This is a genomic window from Dyadobacter sp. CY326 (genome assembly GCF_021390515.1).
In the GTDB taxonomy this organism is placed as follows: Bacteria; Bacteroidota; Bacteroidia; order Cytophagales; family Spirosomataceae; genus Dyadobacter.
Genome location: NZ_JAJUXI010000006.1, coordinates 408,198 through 428,441 on the forward strand (window position 1 = coordinate 408,198; position 20,244 = coordinate 428,441).

A 20,244-nucleotide genomic window follows, 5' to 3' on the forward strand; every position below is an offset into this window, starting at 1 on the left:
TCGGCGGGATTTCTTTTTATATCAATATTCGTGAGGCAAGGGAATGTTAATGCGCTCATTCCAGGGCAATCCGTGCTGATTAAGCAGATCCATAAAAGGATCAGGATTCAATTCTTCAACATTGTAAACGCCCGGCTTCATCCATTCTTCGTTGGTCAGCATCAGCATTGCGCCTATCATAGCCGGAACGCCCGTTGTATAACTCACAGCCTGTGCCCGCACCTCGCGATAGCATTCCGCATGATCGCAGTTGTTCCAGACGTAATAGGTTTTTTCTTCACCATTCTCAATGCCTTTAATCTGGCATCCGATGGAAGTTTGTCCTGAATAATTTTCTCCCAAAGAATCCGGAGCAGGAAGCACAGCTTTCAGAAATTCCAATGGAACAATGTCCATTCCGTTGAATTTGATCGGCTTAATGCTCGTCATGCCCACATTTTCAAGCACATTTAAATGCGTAATGTAAGCTTGCCCGAATGTCATCCAGAAGCGCGCGCGTTTTAATGTAGGGAAGTTTTTTACCAAAGATTCAAGCTCTTCGTGGTAAAGCACATAACTTTCTTTCGGACCAATTCCGGGATAATCGATCGGTTTGTGGATGGACATGGCTGGAATTTCAACCCATTCGCCATTTTCCCAGTAACGTCCCGGTTGCGTGATTTCCCGAATGTTGATTTCAGGGTTGAAGTTTGTGGCAAATGCTTTTCCGTGGTCACCGGCGTTGCAGTCGATGATATCCAGATAATGCATTTCATCGAAATGATGCTTGTTGGCATACGCCGTGTAAACCTGCGTTACACCCGGGTCGAAGCCGCAGCCCAAAACGGCCATTAAGCCAGCTTCCTTAAATCTTTCCTGATACGCCCATTGCCAGCTATATTCAAATTTGGCAACATCTTTTGGCTCATAATTGGCTGTGTCCAGATAATGCACCCCGGTTGCCAAACAAGCCTCCATAATCGTCAGATCCTGATATGGCAAGGCGACATTGATGAGCAATTTGGGCTGAAAACGCTTGATGAGCAGCACTGTTTCTGCAACGATATCAGCATCAACTTGTGCCGTTTCAATGGTCACACCATGCATTTCTTTAATTTCAGCAGCGATTTTATCGCACTTGGATTTTGTGCGGCTTGCCAGCATGATTTCCGTAAAAACATTGCTATTCAGCGCGCATTTATGGGCAACAACACTTCCAACTCCACCTGCACCAATGATCAGAACCTTCGACATTTTATTTCGTTTGAGCGTGAGAGACATTCCAGGTTTCCAAAACCTTGGAAGTCTAATCCAATTTTCGGCAAAGATAGAATGACCGGTTAATTTTTCAAGTTAAATGGTTCCAAATCACATCGTAGACATCAACCGCTTCTATTTCAGATTTCTCCAAAGCGGAATCCGTAATGCAGATCGGAAAATATTCCTTTGGCACATTCACGCTTCCGTGCGAGCCTTTGACCAATGTTGCATCGAGTGGAATGACATCCATTAAATATCTGAATCCCATCAGTTTACGTGCTAATTTATAACCGGCGCGAAGCTTAATGAGCGGATTTTTAGGATCCATAAACATTTCCACCGGATCGTAACCCGGCTTGCGGTGAATGTCGACCAAATGTGCATAATCCGGTGCTTTGGCGTCGTCCAGCCAATAATAATAGGTGAACCAGCTGTCAGGCTTGGCAACCACAACCAGGTCACCGGCGCGTTCGTGGTCAATGTGATATGCTTTTTGCGCTTCACGATCCAGAATTAGATCAATGCCAGGTTCTTTCTTCAAGGCATTGATAACCTGATCTTTAACCGAAGGATCATTCAGGTAAACATGCGCAATCTGGTGATCGGCAGTGGCAAATGCTTTTGAAATTCCGGCATCCAGCAATTCATACCATCTCTCAGTCCGGACAGAAATAAGGCCTTTATTTCTTAAAATCCGGTTGATATGGATTGGATTGCTGACCGGATTAATGCCATATTCCGAAAGCAGAATGATCTTCGCATTGCGTGCTTCGTAAAACTGAACCAATTCTGCAACTACGTCATCAATCTCTTTCAATTCATTGCTGATCTTTGAAAAATCCGGCCCGAATTTTTGCAGACAATAATCCAAATGTGGCAGATAAATTAATGTCAATGTTGGGTTATGCTTTTTTTCAACCCACATGGACGAATCTGCAATCCATTTGGTAGACTTAATGTTCGCATTTGGACCCCAGAAATTGAAAAGCGGAAACTGACCCAAATCTTTTTGCAATTCATCGCGCATTTCGGGCGGATAGGCGTAACAATCAGGCGCTTTCACGCCATCTGCGTGATATTGCGGGCGCGGCGTTACAGAGAAATCGGCAGTGGAATACATGTTATACCACCAAAACATTTTCGCGCAAGTGAATGTTGGGTCCAGCTTTTTGGCCGCATCCCAGATTTTATCCCCCTTAACGAGCTTGTTCGATTGTTTCCAGAACTTAATTTCCGAATCTTCGCGATCGTACCAGCCATTGCCAACGATCCCGTTTTCGGCAGGCCATTTTCCGGTGATATAAGTGCTTTGTGACGTTGTAGTTACAGCAGGAAGAACAGGCTTAATAGGTGTTAAATGTCTGTCTTTTAAATACTTGGCAAGAAAAGGCGTATGCTCGCCGATCAGGTTTGCGCTTAAACCTACGATGTCAATAACGACTGTTTTATTCATAACTGAGTATTTTCTTCACCCATTCAATTTCACGAACGATCGAGTCGCCGATGGGTTTCTGCATGTCTTCGGGCAAAACGCCCCAGGTGTAGGTTTCCACTTCCAAAAATGCCGAAAACGGCTTTTGCTTGTGAATAGCAAGGGTTTTAATAATATCACCCTGCGTCGATTCCAGCACGCCGTAAGAATGGATAAAAAGCGGAACGTGGAAATGCACGCGCCATTCTTTTTGTTTGTCATTCCAAGCCGTCAACGCTTCTTTCAGATCAGGATAATGTGACTTGGTGTCGTCCTCATTCAATGCCACAACCTGATGCAAATACACAGGCTCATCGAATGTCTCGATCGCTTTCAGCTTAATTTCCCGCTCATTTGAAAAATTTACTTTCAGCGCAGAACTAACCTGAATCCTGCCGACCTGAATGCCGACTTCTTCAAGTGAATCCAGAATTTCCTGCGGATTTTCGTAACCAACCGCCGCATGGCAAATGTCATAACAAAGCTGAATGTGCTTTAAAATCGTTGCTTTGGCTTGTTCCTCAGTAACACCGTATTTTTGTAATAAATAAGCTGTTCCTCTTGGCAAAAGCACATCGCGATACCATTTCACGAAATCAACTGCATTGTCCAGAATGCCATCAGGCTCGGGTTCAATGTCAAGGTGAAGCAGCTTGCCTGTTTCCTTTTCAATTTTGATCAATTCGTCCAGCAGCTGCAAAACGTGATCTGTGGCTTGCTCCGTAGCATTAATATTTTCTTCCATCGTTGTCCACCACAAACGATAAGAGAGCGGCGGCGTGGAAACGCCTCCGTGCATACCTTCGGGAAGGAGTTCGGCCAGAATGTTGACAAGGCGGATCGTGTAATCAAGTCGGTCCGTGGTTGTCCAGTCGGGCGCGTGCACGTCGTCTTTCACGACTGTGTTATGAAAACCGCCATAAGGAAAGCCATTGATCACAAAAACGTAAACGTCCTGCTCTTTCAACCAGTTTTTGAATTCCTGCAAAACTTCCGGCTTACTCAATTCAATCGACGCCTCATTGGCAACACGAAGGCCTAACCCGAATGATTGACCCGGCGCAAGCTGCTGTCTGATATAGGGAATGTTATCCCGAAGAGACTGGAAATGGTCAGCCCATTTTTCGCCAGGATGAATATTGCTGCAATAGGTCAGATGTCCGTAAGGCGTAATCATAATGCATGAATTATTTTTGTTCCTTCCAGATAATCAACGGATTGTGCGATGATATCGGCGTCTAGCTCGTGCACTTCTATGCCTTTTCCAATTTTTTCCAAAAGCATAATGGTAAGCCTTCCGCCCAAATGTTCGCGGAATTCATTCAAGCCATTACGAAGATTGATTTTATCGTTTTCAGATAATTTCGGGTGAAAAAGGTCAAAGCCTAATTTTCCCAAAACGTCCAAAATACGGCTTAAATCTTGGTCTGCAAGTTGCCCGATCTTATTGGCATAAACACAATCCAGCGCAATGCCTATCGCCACAGCCTCGCCATGGCGAACCTGAAAGCCAGTTAAAAATTCAAGCTTATGCGCTGCCCAGTGCCCAAAATCCAAAGGTCTGGATGAACCAAATTCGAATGGATCGCCGCCAGCAATGTGGTCTGTATGCATCTCTGCGCAACGGTGAATCAGATAGGCCATGGCTTCTTCGTCCCGGTTTACCAATGCAGCAGTATGCTCCTCAATCCACTCAAAAAACGATGCATCTTTAATCAAAGCCACTTTTATCGCTTCCGAAACGCCTCCACGCCAATCGCGGTCATCCAATGTTCTGAGCAGAGTAAGATCATTGAACACGGCAACAGGAGGCGCAAATGTTCCGAGAAAGTTCTTCTTTCCGCGGAAGTTAATGCTGTTTTTCACGCCAACGCCGGAGTCATTTTGTGATAAAACCGTTGTCGGAATGCGGATCAGTTTAATGCCTCTGTGTGAAACAGCCGCAGCATAACCGACCAAATCCAGCACCGCACCGCCGCCTATGCCAATGATAAACGAATGTCTGTCAATGCCGTAAGTGTCCACTGCTTCCACGAGACTATCAAAAAGCGCAGGATCATTTTTACAAGCTTCACCGCCCGGAACAATGATAATTTCCGGTGCAAGCTGGATATGAGAAACTGATGCAGTAAAATAGGACTGGATCTGATTGGATAAATCAGAATGATAATTAGCAAACCCCGCATCCACAATGACCAAAGCCTTACGTTGAAAGCCTTGTTCAGTATATTGTTTAAAAAAATCTTGTAAAGAAGGGTTTTTTATATCAAATAAATTTTCGGTAAAGAACACGGAGTAATTGTATTCTACCTGGAAACGCTGTTGTATGGTTTGCATTGAAATCGACATTGAACACGCAAAAAAGAAATTTTTAACACTAAGTTACCGCAAAAACTTTTGCCAAGAGCATCGACAAAGGCAATAACGCCAAAACCACCAATGCCAAAGGCCATAACCCGAAAGCAACGCACCAGGAAGCATTCATCACGATCAGCGAAATGACGCCCGCCTTCACCGCCTTGCCAATCATCGGCCCGACCGGATTCTGCATTGCATTCCATAATGGCCTGAAAATGAGCCAGGCGTGTAACAAAACAAATGGCAATGTATAAAGCAGGTTTCCATGCTCATTAGCAAGCCTAACTTGCGCAAAGATGACAACCAGGTAAAGCAGCGCCGCAATATAAAGCGTTGTTTTCTTCCCGCCGTGCACTTCATCCTGGCTTATTAATGTGATCGCACCAATATAAAGAATGGGAAACAGAGCAATCCAAGCCCATTGTTGGAGTGATTCGGGAAGCACGCTCATGCCGAGAATGAGATTTCCCCCGCGGCACATGCCCATGGCTAGCGGGCCAAGAATGCGGCTATGTTTTGCAAATCGGTTATATAAAACGGTTAGCATGGCGACGATAATCGCGATCATTCCGCTTAAAGCACTAAACATTGTGGCTGCCAGAATGCCCAGGAATAGCAGCGAAATGCCCAGCATTGTCGCTGACCTTAATGGCACTTTTCCACTCGGAATTGGACGTTCGGGTCGTTCAATGGCGTCGAGTTTGGCGTCGAAAACGTCGTTCATGACCACGCCGCCGCCGTATAAACCTAATGTAGAGACGAGCAGAAGGGCAGGACTGTAATCCGAAAAGGTAAATTGTACAATGGCCATTCCCGCAAGAATATCAGTGAATGCGGTGACAACATTGGCAGGACGTGTTAGCTGCAGATAAGGTTTTAAGATGCTCACTTTATTGAATTACTAATGAATCTTTGGCAGGCGAAGGTTGCTGTCCGCCTCTCAGAATGCTGTTTCCATGAAACTTTTCCGTGTGATCAATCGCATAACCCGATTCAAAATCAGAAACATCAATCTGCCCGCTTTTACCAAAAGCATCAATCGCATTTTGATAGGTTACCATGCGGATGGTTTCGTCTGAAATGCCCCGCATTTTCATCAATGCAGCGGTTTTTGGAATCGCTAGCGGATCGGAAATGCCCCAGTCAGCAGCGGAATTGACCATAATGCGTTCGGGGCCATATTGTTCCACCACTTTTACCATGCGCTCATTGCCCATTTTGGTAAAAGGATAAATCGTGAAAGCCGCCCAAAAACCCTTGTCCAAAACACTTTTGACCGTTTCTTCATTATTATGATCCACAATTACCCACGAAGGATCAATGCCATGTTCCAGCGCAATGGCCATGCTGCGCTCCGTTCCTTTTTTCTTGTCGCGGTGCGGCGTGTGGATCTGCACAGGAAGCTTGGCAGACTTAGCAAGTTCGAGCTGTAATCTGTAATATTTTTCTTCCGCAGGCGTCTGATCATCAAAACCAATTTCGCCTACGCCCACAACGCCTTCTTTATAAATATACAATGGCAAAATCTCCATAACCTGCTCAGCAAGCGCCTCATTATTGGCCTCGCGGGAGTTGAGTCCCATAGTGCAATAATGTTTAATGCCAAATTGCGAAGAGCGGAATCTTTCCCAACCCACCAGGCTGCTGTAATAATCTTTGAAGCTCGAAAGTCCCGTTCGCGGCTGTCCAACCCAGAAAGAAGGCTCGATCAAAGCCACAATTCCGGCTTGATGCATGGCCTGATAATCGTCCGTGGTGCGGGAAACCATGTGGATATGCGGGTCAAAAAAGCGCATTCCTTTGATCAGGTCTTTATAGTCGTTCCACGCAATGTCGCGGTGCGCAGGCGCGGCGACTGTCTCTTCGCTGTCTTCAAAATGCGAAGGATTTGTTGCTATATCATTATTATTCAAGCACATAAGGTTCAGGTGTCAATGTTCAAGGTCAGCCCAGGTCAACGCGCCCGACTTAACCGCTTTTTCAAGATCAGTGTATTTAGCCAAAAGATATTGGGCCGCTGGAAATGACGAATCATTGCATGCGAGCGCGGCTGCCTTTTTGTCTTCATCTTTCTCAGAATCAAACAAATGCTGAATGTCGGGCATTAATGTCTGGTTGAAAAATTTGCCAGCCAATCGCCAAACCTGCGCCGGAACGCTTCTCCCCGCTGCCCAGCGCTCGTGCGCAAAGTCAGAAAGTGTAAATGCAAGTTTTTCGTTCGCCCGAATTTCCAATCCCTCTATGAAATGGATGGGCTTATCATTAAATATTGTTTTTAAAACCAGCTGATTCCAAGCCAGTTCGCTAAAATGTTTCGCGGGGTAAGGGTTATGCAATGCGATGGCGTCAAAAACAAAACCCATATTGGAACGAACCGCGTCCGTGGCCCGAAAAAGCCATTGATCCGGGTAAGACAGCACGGGCAATGCAGCGTAAAGCGCCACCAGTTCATTCATTTCAGCCGTATCGAAGAGCGTTTCGATGTTCTTGACATATTCCTCTTTATCAGAAGCATCCAGATTCGTCAAAAACCAAACGCGTGCAAGTCTCACAAGCGACCAGCCGTCCACAGAAAATCCGGAAATTTCTGCATTAAGCGCCCATTTTTGGTCTTTATCCAGTGCAATTATTTTTTTTGAGAGAAACCTGGGAGCGGCAACAAATGCGGTCATCAAATCCATGGGACTTGCAGCGGCGCGGCTTTGTAACCAGTCGGCCTCCGGTCCCGAAGTGTTGAGGTCCAGTATTTCCCAAAGCTTTTGTTTAATGATGTCGGGCATAACGAAGCAATGTAATTCTGATTTACGAAGGTTTTGGCCTTGTAAATCATGCTAGAATGTGGGTTGATTTATTTATAAAGTATTTTTTAAATATAAAGTTTCCCTTATTGTTGTTATAACGCATTCCCGGCTAGAAAAGGCGCATGTTTAAGGATCTCACACCTGTTTTTAATGAAAATCTAATCTGCTTTAAATGTCCCATCGGGTTAAAAGTCGAATTCTACAATTCCCGAATCGTTCAGCAAATGGTGCGTAAGTTTTTCGTGTTTTTTTTCCGACCCTTGCAATGTCCAGTTTCCGGTAATTTGTCCGCCCAACCGACTTTGCTGGCCTTGCAAAATTTTCAGATTATGCTCTTTAAAAAGCTCCTCGTACATTTTCAGCGTCTTTTTCTGATAAGGGCATACAAGCCTGTAATTGCGGATCTGGCTTTTTTTGCGGATAAATTGCTGGATTGGGGCCAGGATCACCAGCGACAAGCCTGAAATTACAAATGTCGCAATGGTAACCTCATAAAATCCGGCGCCAATGCCCATTCCTATTGCCGCCGTAACCCACACAATGGCGGCCGTTGTAATGCCCACAACCCGGTTATTTTCCCGGAAGATAATTCCTGCGCCAATGAACCCAATTCCCGTGACAATGTTCGCGGCGATCCGTCCGGCATCTGAACTGATCTTGATTGAAATAATGGTAAACAATGTTGAGCCCACAGCGATCAAAATCATCGTCCTGAGCCCCGCTGACTTGCTTCGATATTCCCGCTCCGTGCCAATAATAGCGCCCAGAAAAAATGAAATCAACAGCTTATGAATGTCCTCCGGCAAAAACTCCATTTCTAAAAACCAAGGGTTGTTAATAACCAAAAGCCGGAAAGACGCTAAATCTCCCGGCTTTTAATGAATGTAGTATAATGTTATTGGTTTCTGGCAATATCGTTTAGCAGATCTTCTATTTCCTTTGCACTGATGTTTTCCTGTTCCGCTTTGTCGTATATGCTTAGGAGCACCACCTCTTCTTGCAAAATGAAAACGCAGGTTATTACCCGTGCACCGCCTCTTTTACCTCTGCCTTTGCTCTTTATTGCTAAGCGGATTTTGAAGCAATCCTTTCCAATAGGTGTGCCTTGGGCGGGATTCTCGGTGAGGCTTTCACCTAGCTTATTGACGTCGTCTTTTAAGGAAGAATATTTTTTGGAGAGCCGTTTTAATTCTTTTTTGAAGTGTGTGGAAACAATTAATTCAAAGCTCATTTAAAACATCTTTAAGTGGCCATGTTTTTAATGTTCCCGCTTTCAAAGCAATATAATCCTGCTTCAAGTTTTCAAGGATCTGAGCTTTGGTTGGTTCTTCATCGTCGAAGTCCTCGTCTCTGATAACTGTAACCAGTTTTTCGCGCTCGGGTCTTGGTAATTGCCTTACCAAATCCAGGAGCTGCTGGAACGACAACGGAATATTAAAATTGATCGTGTTTTCCATTTGATTTCAATTTGATCTGAACAAATTTACAAAAAAGAATGCATCAAAGCATTCATCTCATCGGTTCATAATCTCCTCAATTTCCTCCGCTTCAATAGGAATGTGCGCCATGAGATCAATGTTGCCGTTTTCTGTAATCAGAATGTCATTTTCCAAACGAATGCCTAAACCTTCTTCCCGAATGTAGATGCCCGGCTCGCAAGTAAACACCATTCCCGGCTCGAAACGGCGATATTTGTTGCCCACGTCGTGAATATCTAATCCCAGAAAATGAGAGGTTCCATGCGGGAAATATTTCTTGTAAGCAGGTGTCTCCGGGTCTTGTTTGGCAATGTCATCTTTGGTAATCAAGCCCAGGCCGATCAGCTCACTCTCCATGATTTTACCGACTTCCAAATGATATTCATCCCAGATATTTCCCGCAATTAACATTCCCTTTGCCGCTTTAAAAACGCGTAAAACCGCATCATAAACATCCCGCTGCCTTTTGGTGAAACGACCATTAACGGGAATGCTTCTGGTTAAATCTGCTCCATAATTGGCATATTCAGCCGCCACGTCCAGTAAAAGCAGGTCGCCATCTTTGCAAGGCTGCTCATTCTGAATGTAATGCAGCACGCACGCATTGGCGCCGGATGCGATAATCGGTTGGTAAGCAAAGCCTTTTGAACGATTGCGGATAAATTCATGCAGGAGCTCGGCCTCCACCTCAAATTCCTGAACGCCCGGTTTGACAAATGTTAGGAGCCGCTCGAAACCAAGCTTCGTAATGTCGCAGGCTTTTTGAAGCAACTCAATTTCCCTTGGCTGCTTAATCGCACGCAACTGATGCATCAGCGGCGCGAGCCTTAGCAATGTGTGCAGCGGATATTTTTCCCGGAATTCATTCACAAATCGCGTTTCGCGCGTCTGCACCTGGGAATCGTTGCGCGTGTGTTCGTTGGTGTTCAAATAAACCTGCTCGGCTTCAAAAACAATGTTCCTGAAAACAGATTCATATTGATGGGTCCAGTAAATCGTCTTAATGCCCGTTACTCCGCGTGCCTGTTCCTTGGTCAGTTTGTCACCTTCCCAAACGGCAATCATTTCATTGGTTTCCCTCAAAAAAAGCACTTCGCGCAGCTTTTCATCGGGATGTTCGGGCGAGAGAACGAGGATGGTTTCCTCCTGATCCACACCGGTAAGATAAAACAGGTCCGTATTTTGCTTGAAACCCATCGAGCCATCCGCATTGGTTGGCATAATGTCGTTGGAGTTCAATATAACGAGTGACTTTGGCTTCAATAACTGGGTAAGTCGGCGGCGATTTTCTGTAAAAAGCTCCTGACCGATCGGGGCGTAACGCATGGTTGTTTAATTTTGTAACTGGTAATTTAATTTGTAAAATTACGTTTATCTTGTTCAAAAGTAGGGCGACAAACTTGTAAAAATCCGTTGCTCTTTTTCTATTGACCGATACAACCTAACTGCGATAATCTTCATGAAAAAACTGCTTTTGCTAGCGTTTGTTTTAGCTCCATTATTTTTATCGGCAAGTCCGAAATATTGGATTTACCTCAAAAATAAAGACCTGAACGCCGCACCGGCTGTTTCTGCATTAACGCTCGAAAACCGCCTCAAATTAGGCCTCGTCGCCTCCGACGAACTGGACCTTCCTGTAAAGGGAGAATACGAGCGGGCTTTGCGCGAGCAATCCGTGAACATTATTAATCGTTCCAAATGGCTCAATGCGGTTTCGGCAATCATGACGAGCGAGCAGGCCATGAAAGTGCGGGAGCTGGATTTTGTGCAGGAAGTGGTTCCTATTGATCCCGGATTTTACATTGCACGGACCAAGGCTGTTGAAAAAGCCCAGATGGCGCCTGTAATGTCTCAGGTTCAGGCCAATGCATTTTTGAAAGAAAACATTTCTGCCAAAGACGTGACCATAGGGGTGATCGACGCAGGTTTTTATGGTGCAGATTCTTCGCTTTCCCTTACCCAGATTTTTTCCAATAAAAGAATTTTAGGCATTCGCGATTACGTGAAGCCTGGCCGCTCGGGAGAATTGCTTTTCAGCACAGCCGAGTCGTTTTCGGATATGCATGGAACGGAGGTTTTGGCTGCCATTGCGGGCATTGATTTCCAGGATGAGATCCAATATGGAATGGCCACCAATGCAAAGTTTTATTTGGCAAGAACAGATTATTCGTTGCGTGAATACAGAGGCGAGGAAGACAACTGGATCGCCGCAATGGAGTGGATGGACAGCTTGGGCGTGCGTTTGATCAACACATCATTGGGTTATGCCAAAGGTTTTTCTGACCCAAAAGAAAATTACGTTCCTGCGCAAATGGACGGCAAAACTTCCGCGATTTCAAAAGCTGCGCAAATTGCATCGGACAGAAAAGGCATTATGCTGATCGTTTCGGCTGGAAATGAAGGCGATGATAAAAGCTGGGAAATCGTTTCGGCTCCGGCGGATGCAAAAGGTGTTTTAGCAGTTGGTGCGACGAATGGAAAGCTTTGGAACAGAATCGGTTACAGCAGTGTTGGGCCTGAATTTTTGTCTTATGTCAAACCCAATGTTTCCTGCTTCTCACTGTATGGAACGTCGTTATCTGCGCCGGTGATTACGGGATTTGCGGCTTGTCTTTTGCAAGCGAATCCAAAATTGACCAACAAAGAATTGATCAGCCTCATTGAAAAATCGGCGCATTTATATCCTTACGGCAACAATTTCGTGGGATACGGCGTGCCGCAGGCTTCACGTGCGCTTGCACTCGCAAAAGCGCCTTATTTGCCTGATAATGCGAAATTAATCAATGCAAAAGGACGCAGTTGCGATGTTGACGTCGACACGGAAGAGCAAATGGTTGCCATTTATAGAAAGAAAACGGATAAAGACGTTATCGCCCAGCAAGTTGCGAAAGTTCAAAATGGCAAAATTGCATTGAAACGCCAGAATGGCGAGCGTTTCACGACCATTGATCTCAGAAATTATGTGATCGAAGTGGCTTGGGATTAATGTCATCCGGAATTTCTTAATCTCGCTTCTTCCAAGTCCAATTCCCTTTCTTTTGTCTTGATCAATTCGTCGGAACAAACCTGGTCCCGGCGAATTTTTCGTATTTCCTCGCGCTTGACGCCCACAATCTCAACGAGCATTTTTCGGTAAGCCCTTGCAAATCCGCGCGTTGCACTGCTGTCCACATCCAGATAGCGCGTGTCTGCAAGCTCAATGATCTTTTCGTAGCGGTCTTTCAAAAGTCTGAACGGCTCAAACTGAGAGATTTCACCTTCATAATTTGACTGCATATATTCAAGGCTCACCGTCGCGAGGCGGGCATTAATGATCGCTTTTTGTTCATTTTTGTTTTCGCCTTCATCTTCAATTTTTAGCCAGCGAATCAGGAAAGGAAGGCTCAATCCCTGTAAAACAAGTGTAAAAAGGATTACGACAAATGTGATAAATAAGATCAGATCACGGTTTGGATAAGCTCTGCCGTCGAGCGTTAACGGGATGGCCAATGCGGAGGCCAGCGAAACAACGCCGCGCATGCCGCTCCATGCCACAATAAAGGTCGTCTGCCAGTTGGGTCGCACCTCATTTTCCCTGACCCTTTTAGACAAAATCCTGGGCAGATAAGTGCCGGGATAAACCCAGATGATGCGGATCAAAATGGTGACGAGGCTGATAATAACCGCATAGGAAAGCAATTCCAACAACGAATAGGCGCCAAGTCCGGTCATGACTTGCGGCAATTGTAGCCCAATGAGAATGAAAACAATGCCGTTTAGCAGGAAAATGACCGTTTCCCAAACGTAAGTGCTCTGCATTCTGGACTGATAAGCAAAGACTTCGTGCGAGCGGAAACTTAGAAACAACCCGCCGCTCACAACCGCGAGCACGCCCGAATATTCGAAATGTTCAGCCGCGATATACATCATATAAGGCGTAATGAATGTAAGCGCGGTGTCAATGGCTGGCGTTGTCGGGAAATATTTGTGAACAAAATAGAGCAAAACCGCAATCACAAGCCCGACCAAGATGCCCATTCCTGCCACCATGAAAAAGTCTAGTCCAGCTCGCCACAACACAAATTCGCCCGTCGCGATGGTTGCAAGCGCAAATCGGAAAACGATCAGCGAAGAAGCATCATTAACCAGGCTTTCACCTTCCAAAATCGTCACGACTTTCTTGGGAACTTTCAAGCCCTGCAAAACTGAGGTTGCCGCAACCGCATCGGGCGGAGAAATGACGCCACCCAGTAAAAAACCCATTGCCAATGTAAATCCGGGAATGATTGCGCTCGTAAGATAAGCAACCGCCGTGGCCGTAAAAACCACTAAACCAATTGAAAGCAATCCAATGGGCCGTCGCGCTTTCCAGAAATCTTTCCAGGAAGTGTTCCAGGCCGCCATATATAAAAGCGGTGGTAAAAAGATCAGAAACACCCAATCCGGTTCGAGCTGCATGTGCGGCATGCCAGGAATAAAACTGATGAACAAACCGGCGATTACTAAAAAGATAGGATAAGAGACTCCGATTTTTTCGCTCAGCATGGTGAGCATTGAGACGATGAAAAGGAGGGAAATGATTAATAGTAAATTATCGTGAACCATAGAGGAAAGTGAAGTTTCGGGATATAAATGTATGCAAAAATGGAAAGAGACGTTATAACATTTTGTGTGTTATCGAGCACGCAGAATGATTTTTTGGTTCAACTTTGCTGGAAAAATAACAGATCTTGCTATCTTTATTGCTCCGAAAGATCTTTAATGCATCATAAATTTTATCACCTAATCCTTAATTTACAATGAGTACTTCTCGAAGAGATGTTCTGAAAATGGCAGGCATTGCGCTGGCAGGCAGCACATTACCCGCTGTTACGATCCTGAATCCAAACCGTGCGTTTGCTGGGGTTAACGCTGAAACGCTAAAAGTGGGTTTGATCGGTTGCGGCGGACGTGGTTCCGGTGCGGCTAACCAGGCTTTGAAGGCTGATCCAAATGTTGTTCTCCACGCAATGGGAGATATATTCAAAGATAAAATGGATTCTTCACTGGAAAACCTGACCAAGGTGCATGGCGCCAAAGTGAAGGTTGATGAAGGTCATAAATTTGTTGGATTTGATGCTTTCAAAAAAGTGCTTGACTCGGGTGTGGACGTTGTAATTCTTGCAACGCCTCCTCATTTCCGTCCAGAGCATTTGACTGCTGCCATCAATGCAGGCAAGCACGTTTTTTGTGAAAAACCGGTGGCTGTTGACGCGCCGGGTGTCCGCAAAGTTTTGGACGCGGCCAAATTGGCAAAACAAAAAAATGTATCCTTAATGTCAGGTTTCTGCTGGCGTTACCATGAGCCAAAGCGTGCAAGTTTCGGAAAAATCCTGGATGGCGCTGTTGGTGATATTTCTGCGATTTACAACACTTATGATACAGGCACATTGTGGTCTTTCCCACGTGTACAAGGCTGGACAGATGCAGAATATGTGTTGCGTAACTGGACTTATTACACGTGGCTTGCAGGTGACCACATTGTTGAGCAGGCTGTGCACAGCATTGACATGATGTCGTGGGCAATGGGCGGAAAACTGCCTTTGTCAGCAACAGGAACGGGTGGCCGTCAGGTTCGTACGGATGCCCTTTTCGGTAATATTTTCGATCACTTTGCTGTCACTTACGAATATGAAGGCGGCGTGAAAGGTTTCCACCATTCGAGACAACAGGCGAATTGCGAAAACAGCTATCTGGTTGAAACAATTGGAACAAAAGGCCGTGCAATGGTGAACTGCGCAAGAAATGTGCATGAGATCGTCGGTCAAAATCCATGGAAATATGACGGTGTTCAAAATGATATGTATCAAACTGAGCATAACGAGCTTTTCGCATCCATCAGAAGCGGCAAGCTGATCAATGATGGCGAATTTATGGCGCAAAGCACATTGCTGGCGATCATGGGAAGAATGGCTGCGTACACAGGAAAGCGCGTAACCTGGGATGAAGCAATGAACTCGACAGAAAAACTGGGACCGGATACATATAGTTTTGATATGAAGCCGCCAGTTGTTGAAGTTGCCAGACCTGGTATCACTGCGTTTTCATAAGATCATATGCAAAGAAGAGATTTTCTGAAAAACTCGGCTCTTGCTGCAACCGGTGCTGCGGTTGGTGCTGCCACCGTTGGCAATGCATCAGCTGCTAATGCATCCTTGCTTACAAATCCGGGATCACCCATCATTACGCCTGCTGGCACATTGGCCAGACCAATGGTTAAAAAGAGTTTGATGTGGGGAATGGTTAAAGAGGATTTGTCTGTAATGGACAAATTTAAATTGCTCAAAGATCTTGGTTATGACGGTGTAGAGCTCGATTCTCCCGACAAGCTGGATATGAAGGAGGTTCTTGCAGCAAGAGATAAAACCGGTTTGCTTATTCCCGGCACGGTGAATTCAATGCATTGGAAACTTCCATTGTCTGACCCCGATCCAAAGAAAAGGGAAGAATGCGCCAAGTCCATTGAAAAAGCTTTGTGGGACACCAAAGAATATGGTGGCAACACGGTGCTGGTGGTGCCGGGCGTGGTGACGGCAAACGTAACTTATGGCGAGGCATATGAACGTTCTCAGGCCGAGATCCGCAAATTGCTTCCCATTGCTGAAAAAACAGGTGTTAAAATTGCAATAGAAAACGTCTGGAACCAGTTCTTGCTCAGTCCGTTGGAGGCAGCAAAATTTGTCGACGATTTCAACCATCCAATGGTTGGCTGGTATTTGGACATAGGCAATGTGCTCCGTTACAGCTGGCCTGCTTCCTGGATTGAGGCGTTGAACAAGCGTATTTTGAAGCTTCATTTGAAAGAATTCAGCTTTAAAAAACAAAATGACCTCGGTCTCTGGAAAGGTTTCGATGTGGAGTTTATGGAAGGCGATAATAATTGGCCGGAAGTAAATAAAGCGCTGGAAAAAATAGGTTACTCAGGCTGGGCATCCGCAGAAGTCCCCGGCGGTGATCGCAAACGGCTGCTTACCATCCGGGAGAAGATGGATGAGGTTTTTAAAGCATAAACAATACGAATTGCTATAAAGCAAAATAGCCCGGAAATTCCGGGCTATTTTGCTTTATAGCAAGAAATTTTACTATTCTTGCATAATTATTACGACACACTATATCATTCATGCCAAAACAATTACTTTCCTTTCTCGGGGCAATGGCCCCGCTTGATGACACCGTTCATTCCGAATTTCTCCAAGTTTTAAAACCCATCAATGTGCCCAAAGGAAAGCTGCTGCTTTCCGAAGGTGAGATTTGCGACAAGCTTTGGTTTGTCAAAACCGGCCTCGCCCGAGGCTGCTATATTACCAGCAATGGCGCAGGGAAAAGTCACGAGGTTACCGAGTGGTTCGCCAGTGAAAATGATTTCTTCCACGCCTTCGAAAGCTTTGTCAGACAAGTTCCTTCCCAGGAATTTATCGAAACTTTGGAGCCTTGCCAATTGATCTATATTTGCCGCAACGACCTTTATCGCCTCTATGCCAAGCATCCCGAAATATCCAATGTTGGCAGAATTATCGCCGAGCGTTATGGACTTCTTCACAAGGAACGCCTCCGCGAAATGCGTCTCCACTCCGCCCAGGAACGCCTGAATATTTTCCACAACCAATCCAAAGAACTCTTCCTTCGCGTCCCTCAAAAATATATTGCCTCCTATCTAGGCATTTCAGAAAACTACGTAAGCAAGCTCAAAGCCAAGCATTGATTTTCTGGGTTTTTGTAGGTGCGAAGCTGGGTTTTTGGTATCCGTCATATAATTAATTGGTTTTTTATTTGTATCAATCAAATTTATCCAATCCTGGTTGATACATGAAGCACACGTTTTCATTATGGACAATATTGTTATTGCTTACACTATTTCAATGGTCAGCGCTGACTGGATTTGCGCAGAGCACTTTGCCAGGAAGCAATTTTTTTAACAGATTGAACGCGCTGATCGATGAAGAAGTGGAGAGGTCCCGCTGGGAGGTTGCGCTTAATTTTGACCCAAGTGATTTTTACGTTGGTGAGACGTATACGTATATGATCAAGCGGAATGTCGGCAAAGGTAAAAAATTAGGCGCCTGGCGGTTTTCGTTGTCACCTTATTTCCGTTCGACATTGGATGGTTTGGAGTCGGACAAAACCAAACAGCTTTTCAACCGCGATGATAGACACCTATATCCCCGACTTGAGTTAGGGTACGAGTGGCAGAAAGTGGAAGGACGATTCATGCTCTTTTACGGTGTAAGCACCATATGGGCGGTCGAAAACAGCAAGTTTGAAGAAATCTTACATATGAACCCAGATGGCACGGACACATCACCAAGAGGTCGATATTTAGAAAGCTCCAGGAAACAACTGGCATCCATTGGCTCTTTGTTGGGCATGAAATGCCATTTTACGAAAGACTTCTCATTCTCATTTGAGAGCCAGTTGCAACTCAAATATTTAATGGACAGGGGGAATGCGTCCTTCGACTACACGCCCATTCTTAAAGGCTTTAACCGGGATGTGTATTTCGAGCCAAATCTCTTTTACGCGATCAACTTCAGTTACCATTTCTGACTTCACCGTAATCAATAAGCCATGAGGAAATTTGCATTAGTAACGTTTGTATTTCTATTGCCCTGGAATAGCCACGCACAGGAATTGTACAAAAGGCATCCATGGGAGTTCAATGTCAGCGTCTATTCAATTAGGCATAATTTGTCCTGGTTATCCTACCCGTTCATGTTAAAACGGAATGTGGGGCAGAGGAATCAATTAGGTGCCTGGCGCATCATGGTCTCCCCATTTTCCCGCTTCACGAAGGCCCGCTATGGACTAGATTCTTCTTCTTCTCATAAGGATAAGGGTTATATGTTTATGCCAACTACGCAATTTGGGTTTGAGTGGCAAAAGCAAGTATCAAAATCGATGGTCTATTATGGCGTTGATGTTGGGTGGTTTGAAAGAATTGAAAAGACTAAACGTACGATTGATTTACAGGGAAATGATCACAGCGATGTGATAGTTGCAAGATCACGACAACAAATCGATATGATGTGGCTTTCAGGTTTTGCAGGAGTTAGACACTATATCACACATCGCTATTCTGTGTCAATCGAGAGTCAGCTCCGGTTTAAATATAATGTGACTTCTATCGGGTATACGAACGACGGCGTGCGTTTGGCGCGTGATGTACAGCGGACAAAGGAGATAGAGCCATTCTCATACTATTTGGTCACTTTGAGTTATAACTTTTAAACATACTATGACTTATGAAATCTTCACATGTTAACCTAAGCACTATTTTTTTGTTATTAAGCACACTGTTCAATTTTGCATTTGCAGTTGACCCGATAGTCTACGTCAAAGGCATGATTGCTAGTACAATTTATGATGGAATAGATTTTTACGGGTTAGAGCCTAGTAGCTCAGAATATTCAACAGAATACTCCTATATCCCATATATTGTATTTCCTAATGGTAGTGTTATTCCGAATGGTGCTGCAAAAGAATATGAGTGGAAGGTTATTGGAGGCGACGTGGTTGGAGAAAATAACAAAGATAAGGTTTCAGCGAAATGGTATAATACTGCAAATTATAACGGCGGGGCCCCTACAAAATCCGTTCGGCTTACTGTTACGTTCACATGGAAAGCTAATAACGTGAACTATACTAAAAAAATCACAAGCATTCGCCCGAGCGGCGCAAATGAAGCACAACCCATTGAAGTGAAATACATCAGCGTCCCAAGTTCCATCAGCTTTAATGGCTCGACCGTAGGCAATGGCAGCACGCTTGCTTATGCATGTGGAGCAGCGGCGAAAACGCTATCAATTCCTGCGGTAAGCACTGATCCTGCTGCGCCAGTCACTTATTACTTCTATTATCCGGCCAATTGGTCTGGACCTGCAAGTTCCAACACACCTTCTGTTACGGTGAATACGCACGCTAATAGTGGAGGTGTAATTAAAGTGGAAGCCAAACGGAATGATAGCAACTTCCGGACAAAAATTTCATTCAACATCACCCGCCCGCTCCCGACAATCCCAACCATCAACTCCGGACCAATCCTGCTGTGTGCTCCAAAGGATATTACTGCCTCGGCAAGCAATGCGACTTCGTACAACTGGGCTTCTACGGGCGGGATTACGGTCAGCTCGCCTGGTAATACGAATGTGGCGCATTTGACTGGAGTGAGTGATGGGACTGTGAAAGTTTCGGCGACTAATTCGGTTTGTGGCGTTACTACGGCTTACAGCACGCCGGTTCAGGTGAAGCGGAGTGCGCCGCTGCCCGCATCGTTACTGGTCACTGCAAATGGGGGTGGCTCGCCGGATTTTATGTGTAATGGTGCGGGAGTGTCGCTCAACGCTTACACAAGCGAGCCTGAAACCAAATTTAGCGTCTGGACAACATCCGATCCTGCCAATGCGATCCTCAACTCGAATGGTGGCACGGCTTATTTCAATTCTTATGTCAACAATTGCTATGGCGTGGATGTTACGGCAAGCAACTGCTTTGGCTCTGTGAAAAAGGGCATTACAATCTGTGTCGATAACTGCCTGAAAGACGGTACGGTTTACGAAATTTATCCCAATCCGGCCAATGATTTCATTTACATCACTTTTGAAGATAAAGGCGATGCAAAGGCTTTGCCCGAAACCATCAGCATTTACAGCGAAGCAAGCGCGAAGGAAGTGAAGTCGATTTCCGCAGAAGAATTCGTGTTGACCGACGATCTGAATAATAAGAAGACCATTTCAATTCAGGTAAGCGATTTGCCAAGGGGCACATATTATTTTCAACTTGTTCATTCAACGCAAGTCCTGGAAAAGGTGCGAATCGTGCTGAATTGAAATTACATCATTACAAAACGCAAAAGAGCCTGATTTCAGGCTCTTTTGCGTTTATA

Annotated in this window: 19 protein-coding genes; 7 read left to right on the forward strand and 12 right to left on the reverse strand. The window is 45.1% G+C overall.

Annotated elements, in window-relative coordinates:
- Window positions 1-21: 21 nt before the first annotated feature.
- From LZG73_RS14620 to LZG73_RS14670, 11 genes are all read right to left on the reverse strand, one after another.
- On the reverse strand, window positions 22-1,233 hold the full coding sequence (locus tag LZG73_RS14620) for a saccharopine dehydrogenase family protein (RefSeq protein ID WP_233850912.1): 1,212 nt from the start codon (window positions 1,231-1,233) through the stop codon (window positions 22-24).
- 94 nt (window positions 1,234-1,327) lie between these two features.
- A complete protein-coding gene (locus tag LZG73_RS14625) occupies window positions 1,328-2,692 on the reverse strand; it encodes an alkaline phosphatase family protein (protein WP_233850914.1) in 1,365 nt (454 codons plus the stop codon).
- Entirely contained in the window at window positions 2,685-3,887 is a 1,203-nt protein-coding gene (gene eboE / locus LZG73_RS14630; protein ID WP_233850924.1) for a metabolite traffic protein EboE, read from the reverse strand. Before eboE ends, LZG73_RS14625 begins: the two co-directional genes overlap by 8 nt.
- A complete protein-coding gene (locus LZG73_RS14635; RefSeq protein ID WP_233850926.1) occupies window positions 3,884-5,047 on the reverse strand; it encodes a 3-dehydroquinate synthase in 1,164 nt (387 codons plus the stop codon). The genes eboE and LZG73_RS14635 overlap by 4 nt, the downstream gene beginning before the upstream one ends.
- A gap of 40 nt (window positions 5,048-5,087) precedes the next feature.
- Window positions 5,088-5,957 carry a UbiA-like protein EboC gene (gene eboC / locus LZG73_RS14640; protein WP_233850935.1) on the reverse strand — a complete coding sequence of 290 codons (870 nt, stop codon included), beginning with the start codon at window positions 5,955-5,957 and terminating at the stop codon, window positions 5,088-5,090.
- A 1-nt stretch (window position 5,958) separates the two neighbouring features.
- Complete coding sequence (locus tag LZG73_RS14645; protein ID WP_233850943.1) at window positions 5,959-6,987, reverse strand: TatD family hydrolase; 1,029 nt, start codon at window positions 6,985-6,987, stop codon at window positions 5,959-5,961.
- A 12-nt stretch (window positions 6,988-6,999) separates the two neighbouring features.
- The gene (locus tag LZG73_RS14650; RefSeq protein ID WP_233850952.1) at window positions 7,000-7,848 is read right to left on the reverse strand and encodes an EboA domain-containing protein; all 849 of its coding nucleotides are present in this window, start codon (window positions 7,846-7,848) and stop codon (window positions 7,000-7,002) included.
- Window positions 7,849-8,054: 206 nt separating this feature from the next.
- Entirely contained in the window at window positions 8,055-8,684 is a 630-nt protein-coding gene (locus LZG73_RS14655; RefSeq protein WP_233850954.1) for an MgtC/SapB family protein, read from the reverse strand.
- 80 nt (window positions 8,685-8,764) lie between these two features.
- Window positions 8,765-9,100 carry a type II toxin-antitoxin system RelE/ParE family toxin gene (locus tag LZG73_RS14660; RefSeq protein ID WP_233850963.1) on the reverse strand — a complete coding sequence of 112 codons (336 nt, stop codon included), beginning with the start codon at window positions 9,098-9,100 and terminating at the stop codon, window positions 8,765-8,767.
- Window positions 9,090-9,326 carry a hypothetical protein gene (locus LZG73_RS14665; RefSeq protein WP_233850965.1) on the reverse strand — a complete coding sequence of 79 codons (237 nt, stop codon included), beginning with the start codon at window positions 9,324-9,326 and terminating at the stop codon, window positions 9,090-9,092. Before LZG73_RS14665 ends, LZG73_RS14660 begins: the two co-directional genes overlap by 11 nt.
- Before the next feature lie 57 nt (window positions 9,327-9,383).
- Complete coding sequence (locus LZG73_RS14670) at window positions 9,384-10,673, reverse strand: aminopeptidase P family protein (RefSeq protein ID WP_233850967.1); 1,290 nt, start codon at window positions 10,671-10,673, stop codon at window positions 9,384-9,386.
- 133 nt (window positions 10,674-10,806) lie between these two features.
- Between LZG73_RS14670 and LZG73_RS14675 the strand changes: the two genes are divergently transcribed.
- Window positions 10,807-12,333 (forward strand): S8 family serine peptidase, encoded by a 1,527-nt coding sequence (locus LZG73_RS14675; protein ID WP_233850969.1) that lies wholly within the window; start codon window positions 10,807-10,809, stop codon window positions 12,331-12,333.
- 2 nt (window positions 12,334-12,335) lie between these two features.
- Here the strand turns inward: LZG73_RS14675 and LZG73_RS14680 are convergent, their stop codons facing one another.
- Window positions 12,336-13,931 carry a Na+/H+ antiporter gene (locus LZG73_RS14680; RefSeq protein WP_233850972.1) on the reverse strand — a complete coding sequence of 532 codons (1,596 nt, stop codon included), beginning with the start codon at window positions 13,929-13,931 and terminating at the stop codon, window positions 12,336-12,338.
- Window positions 13,932-14,155: 224 nt separating this feature from the next.
- Between LZG73_RS14680 and LZG73_RS14685 the strand changes: the two genes are divergently transcribed.
- The 6 genes from LZG73_RS14685 to LZG73_RS14710 all read left to right on the forward strand — a co-directional run bounded on the left by LZG73_RS14685 (window position 14,156) and on the right by LZG73_RS14710 (window position 20,188).
- Window positions 14,156-15,415 carry a Gfo/Idh/MocA family protein gene (locus LZG73_RS14685; protein ID WP_233851039.1) on the forward strand — a complete coding sequence of 420 codons (1,260 nt, stop codon included), beginning with the start codon at window positions 14,156-14,158 and terminating at the stop codon, window positions 15,413-15,415.
- A 6-nt stretch (window positions 15,416-15,421) separates the two neighbouring features.
- Window positions 15,422-16,375 (forward strand): sugar phosphate isomerase/epimerase, encoded by a 954-nt coding sequence (locus LZG73_RS14690; RefSeq protein ID WP_233850974.1) that lies wholly within the window; start codon window positions 15,422-15,424, stop codon window positions 16,373-16,375.
- 110 nt (window positions 16,376-16,485) lie between these two features.
- Entirely contained in the window at window positions 16,486-17,067 is a 582-nt protein-coding gene (locus LZG73_RS14695; RefSeq protein WP_233850976.1) for a Crp/Fnr family transcriptional regulator, read from the forward strand.
- Window positions 17,068-17,171: 104 nt separating this feature from the next.
- A complete protein-coding gene (locus tag LZG73_RS14700) occupies window positions 17,172-17,909 on the forward strand; it encodes a hypothetical protein (protein WP_233850978.1) in 738 nt (245 codons plus the stop codon).
- A gap of 165 nt (window positions 17,910-18,074) precedes the next feature.
- Entirely contained in the window at window positions 18,075-18,590 is a 516-nt protein-coding gene (locus LZG73_RS14705) for a hypothetical protein (RefSeq protein ID WP_233850980.1), read from the forward strand.
- 14 nt (window positions 18,591-18,604) lie between these two features.
- Window positions 18,605-20,188, forward strand: coding sequence for a T9SS type A sorting domain-containing protein (locus LZG73_RS14710; protein WP_233850982.1), 1,584 nt, complete (start codon window positions 18,605-18,607; stop codon window positions 20,186-20,188).
- The last annotated feature ends 56 nt before the right edge of the window (window positions 20,189-20,244 follow it).

Bases quoted from the DNA above. Each gene is read 5' to 3' on its own strand.
- LZG73_RS14660 (WP_233850963.1), bottom strand. From the start codon at position 9,100: ATGAGCTTTGAATTAATTGTTTCCACACACTTCAAAAAAGAATTAAAA.
- eboE (WP_233850924.1), bottom strand. From the start codon at position 3,887: ATGATTACGCCTTACGGACATCTGACCTATTGCAGCAATATTCATCCT.
- LZG73_RS14670 (WP_233850967.1), bottom strand. From the start codon at position 10,673: ATGCGTTACGCCCCGATCGGTCAGGAGCTTTTTACAGAAAATCGCCGC.
- LZG73_RS14685 (WP_233851039.1), top strand. From the start codon at position 14,156: ATGGCAGGCATTGCGCTGGCAGGCAGCACATTACCCGCTGTTACGATC.
- LZG73_RS14695 (WP_233850976.1), top strand. From the start codon at position 16,486: ATGCCAAAACAATTACTTTCCTTTCTCGGGGCAATGGCCCCGCTTGAT.
- LZG73_RS14645 (WP_233850943.1), bottom strand. From the start codon at position 6,987: ATGTGCTTGAATAATAATGATATAGCAACAAATCCTTCGCATTTTGAA.
- LZG73_RS14675 (WP_233850969.1), top strand. From the start codon at position 10,807: ATGAAAAAACTGCTTTTGCTAGCGTTTGTTTTAGCTCCATTATTTTTA.
- LZG73_RS14635 (WP_233850926.1), bottom strand. From the start codon at position 5,047: ATGCAAACCATACAACAGCGTTTCCAGGTAGAATACAATTACTCCGTG.
- LZG73_RS14705 (WP_233850980.1), top strand. From the start codon at position 18,075: ATGTTAAAACGGAATGTGGGGCAGAGGAATCAATTAGGTGCCTGGCGC.
- LZG73_RS14690 (WP_233850974.1), top strand. From the start codon at position 15,422: ATGCAAAGAAGAGATTTTCTGAAAAACTCGGCTCTTGCTGCAACCGGT.
- LZG73_RS14700 (WP_233850978.1), top strand. From the start codon at position 17,172: ATGAAGCACACGTTTTCATTATGGACAATATTGTTATTGCTTACACTA.
- LZG73_RS14710 (WP_233850982.1), top strand. From the start codon at position 18,605: ATGAAATCTTCACATGTTAACCTAAGCACTATTTTTTTGTTATTAAGC.
- LZG73_RS14620 (WP_233850912.1), bottom strand. From the start codon at position 1,233: ATGTCGAAGGTTCTGATCATTGGTGCAGGTGGAGTTGGAAGTGTTGTT.
- LZG73_RS14680 (WP_233850972.1), bottom strand. From the start codon at position 13,931: ATGGTTCACGATAATTTACTATTAATCATTTCCCTCCTTTTCATCGTC.
- LZG73_RS14655 (WP_233850954.1), bottom strand. From the start codon at position 8,684: ATGGAGTTTTTGCCGGAGGACATTCATAAGCTGTTGATTTCATTTTTT.
- LZG73_RS14625 (WP_233850914.1), bottom strand. From the start codon at position 2,692: ATGAATAAAACAGTCGTTATTGACATCGTAGGTTTAAGCGCAAACCTG.
- LZG73_RS14665 (WP_233850965.1), bottom strand. From the start codon at position 9,326: ATGGAAAACACGATCAATTTTAATATTCCGTTGTCGTTCCAGCAGCTC.
- LZG73_RS14650 (WP_233850952.1), bottom strand. From the start codon at position 7,848: ATGCCCGACATCATTAAACAAAAGCTTTGGGAAATACTGGACCTCAAC.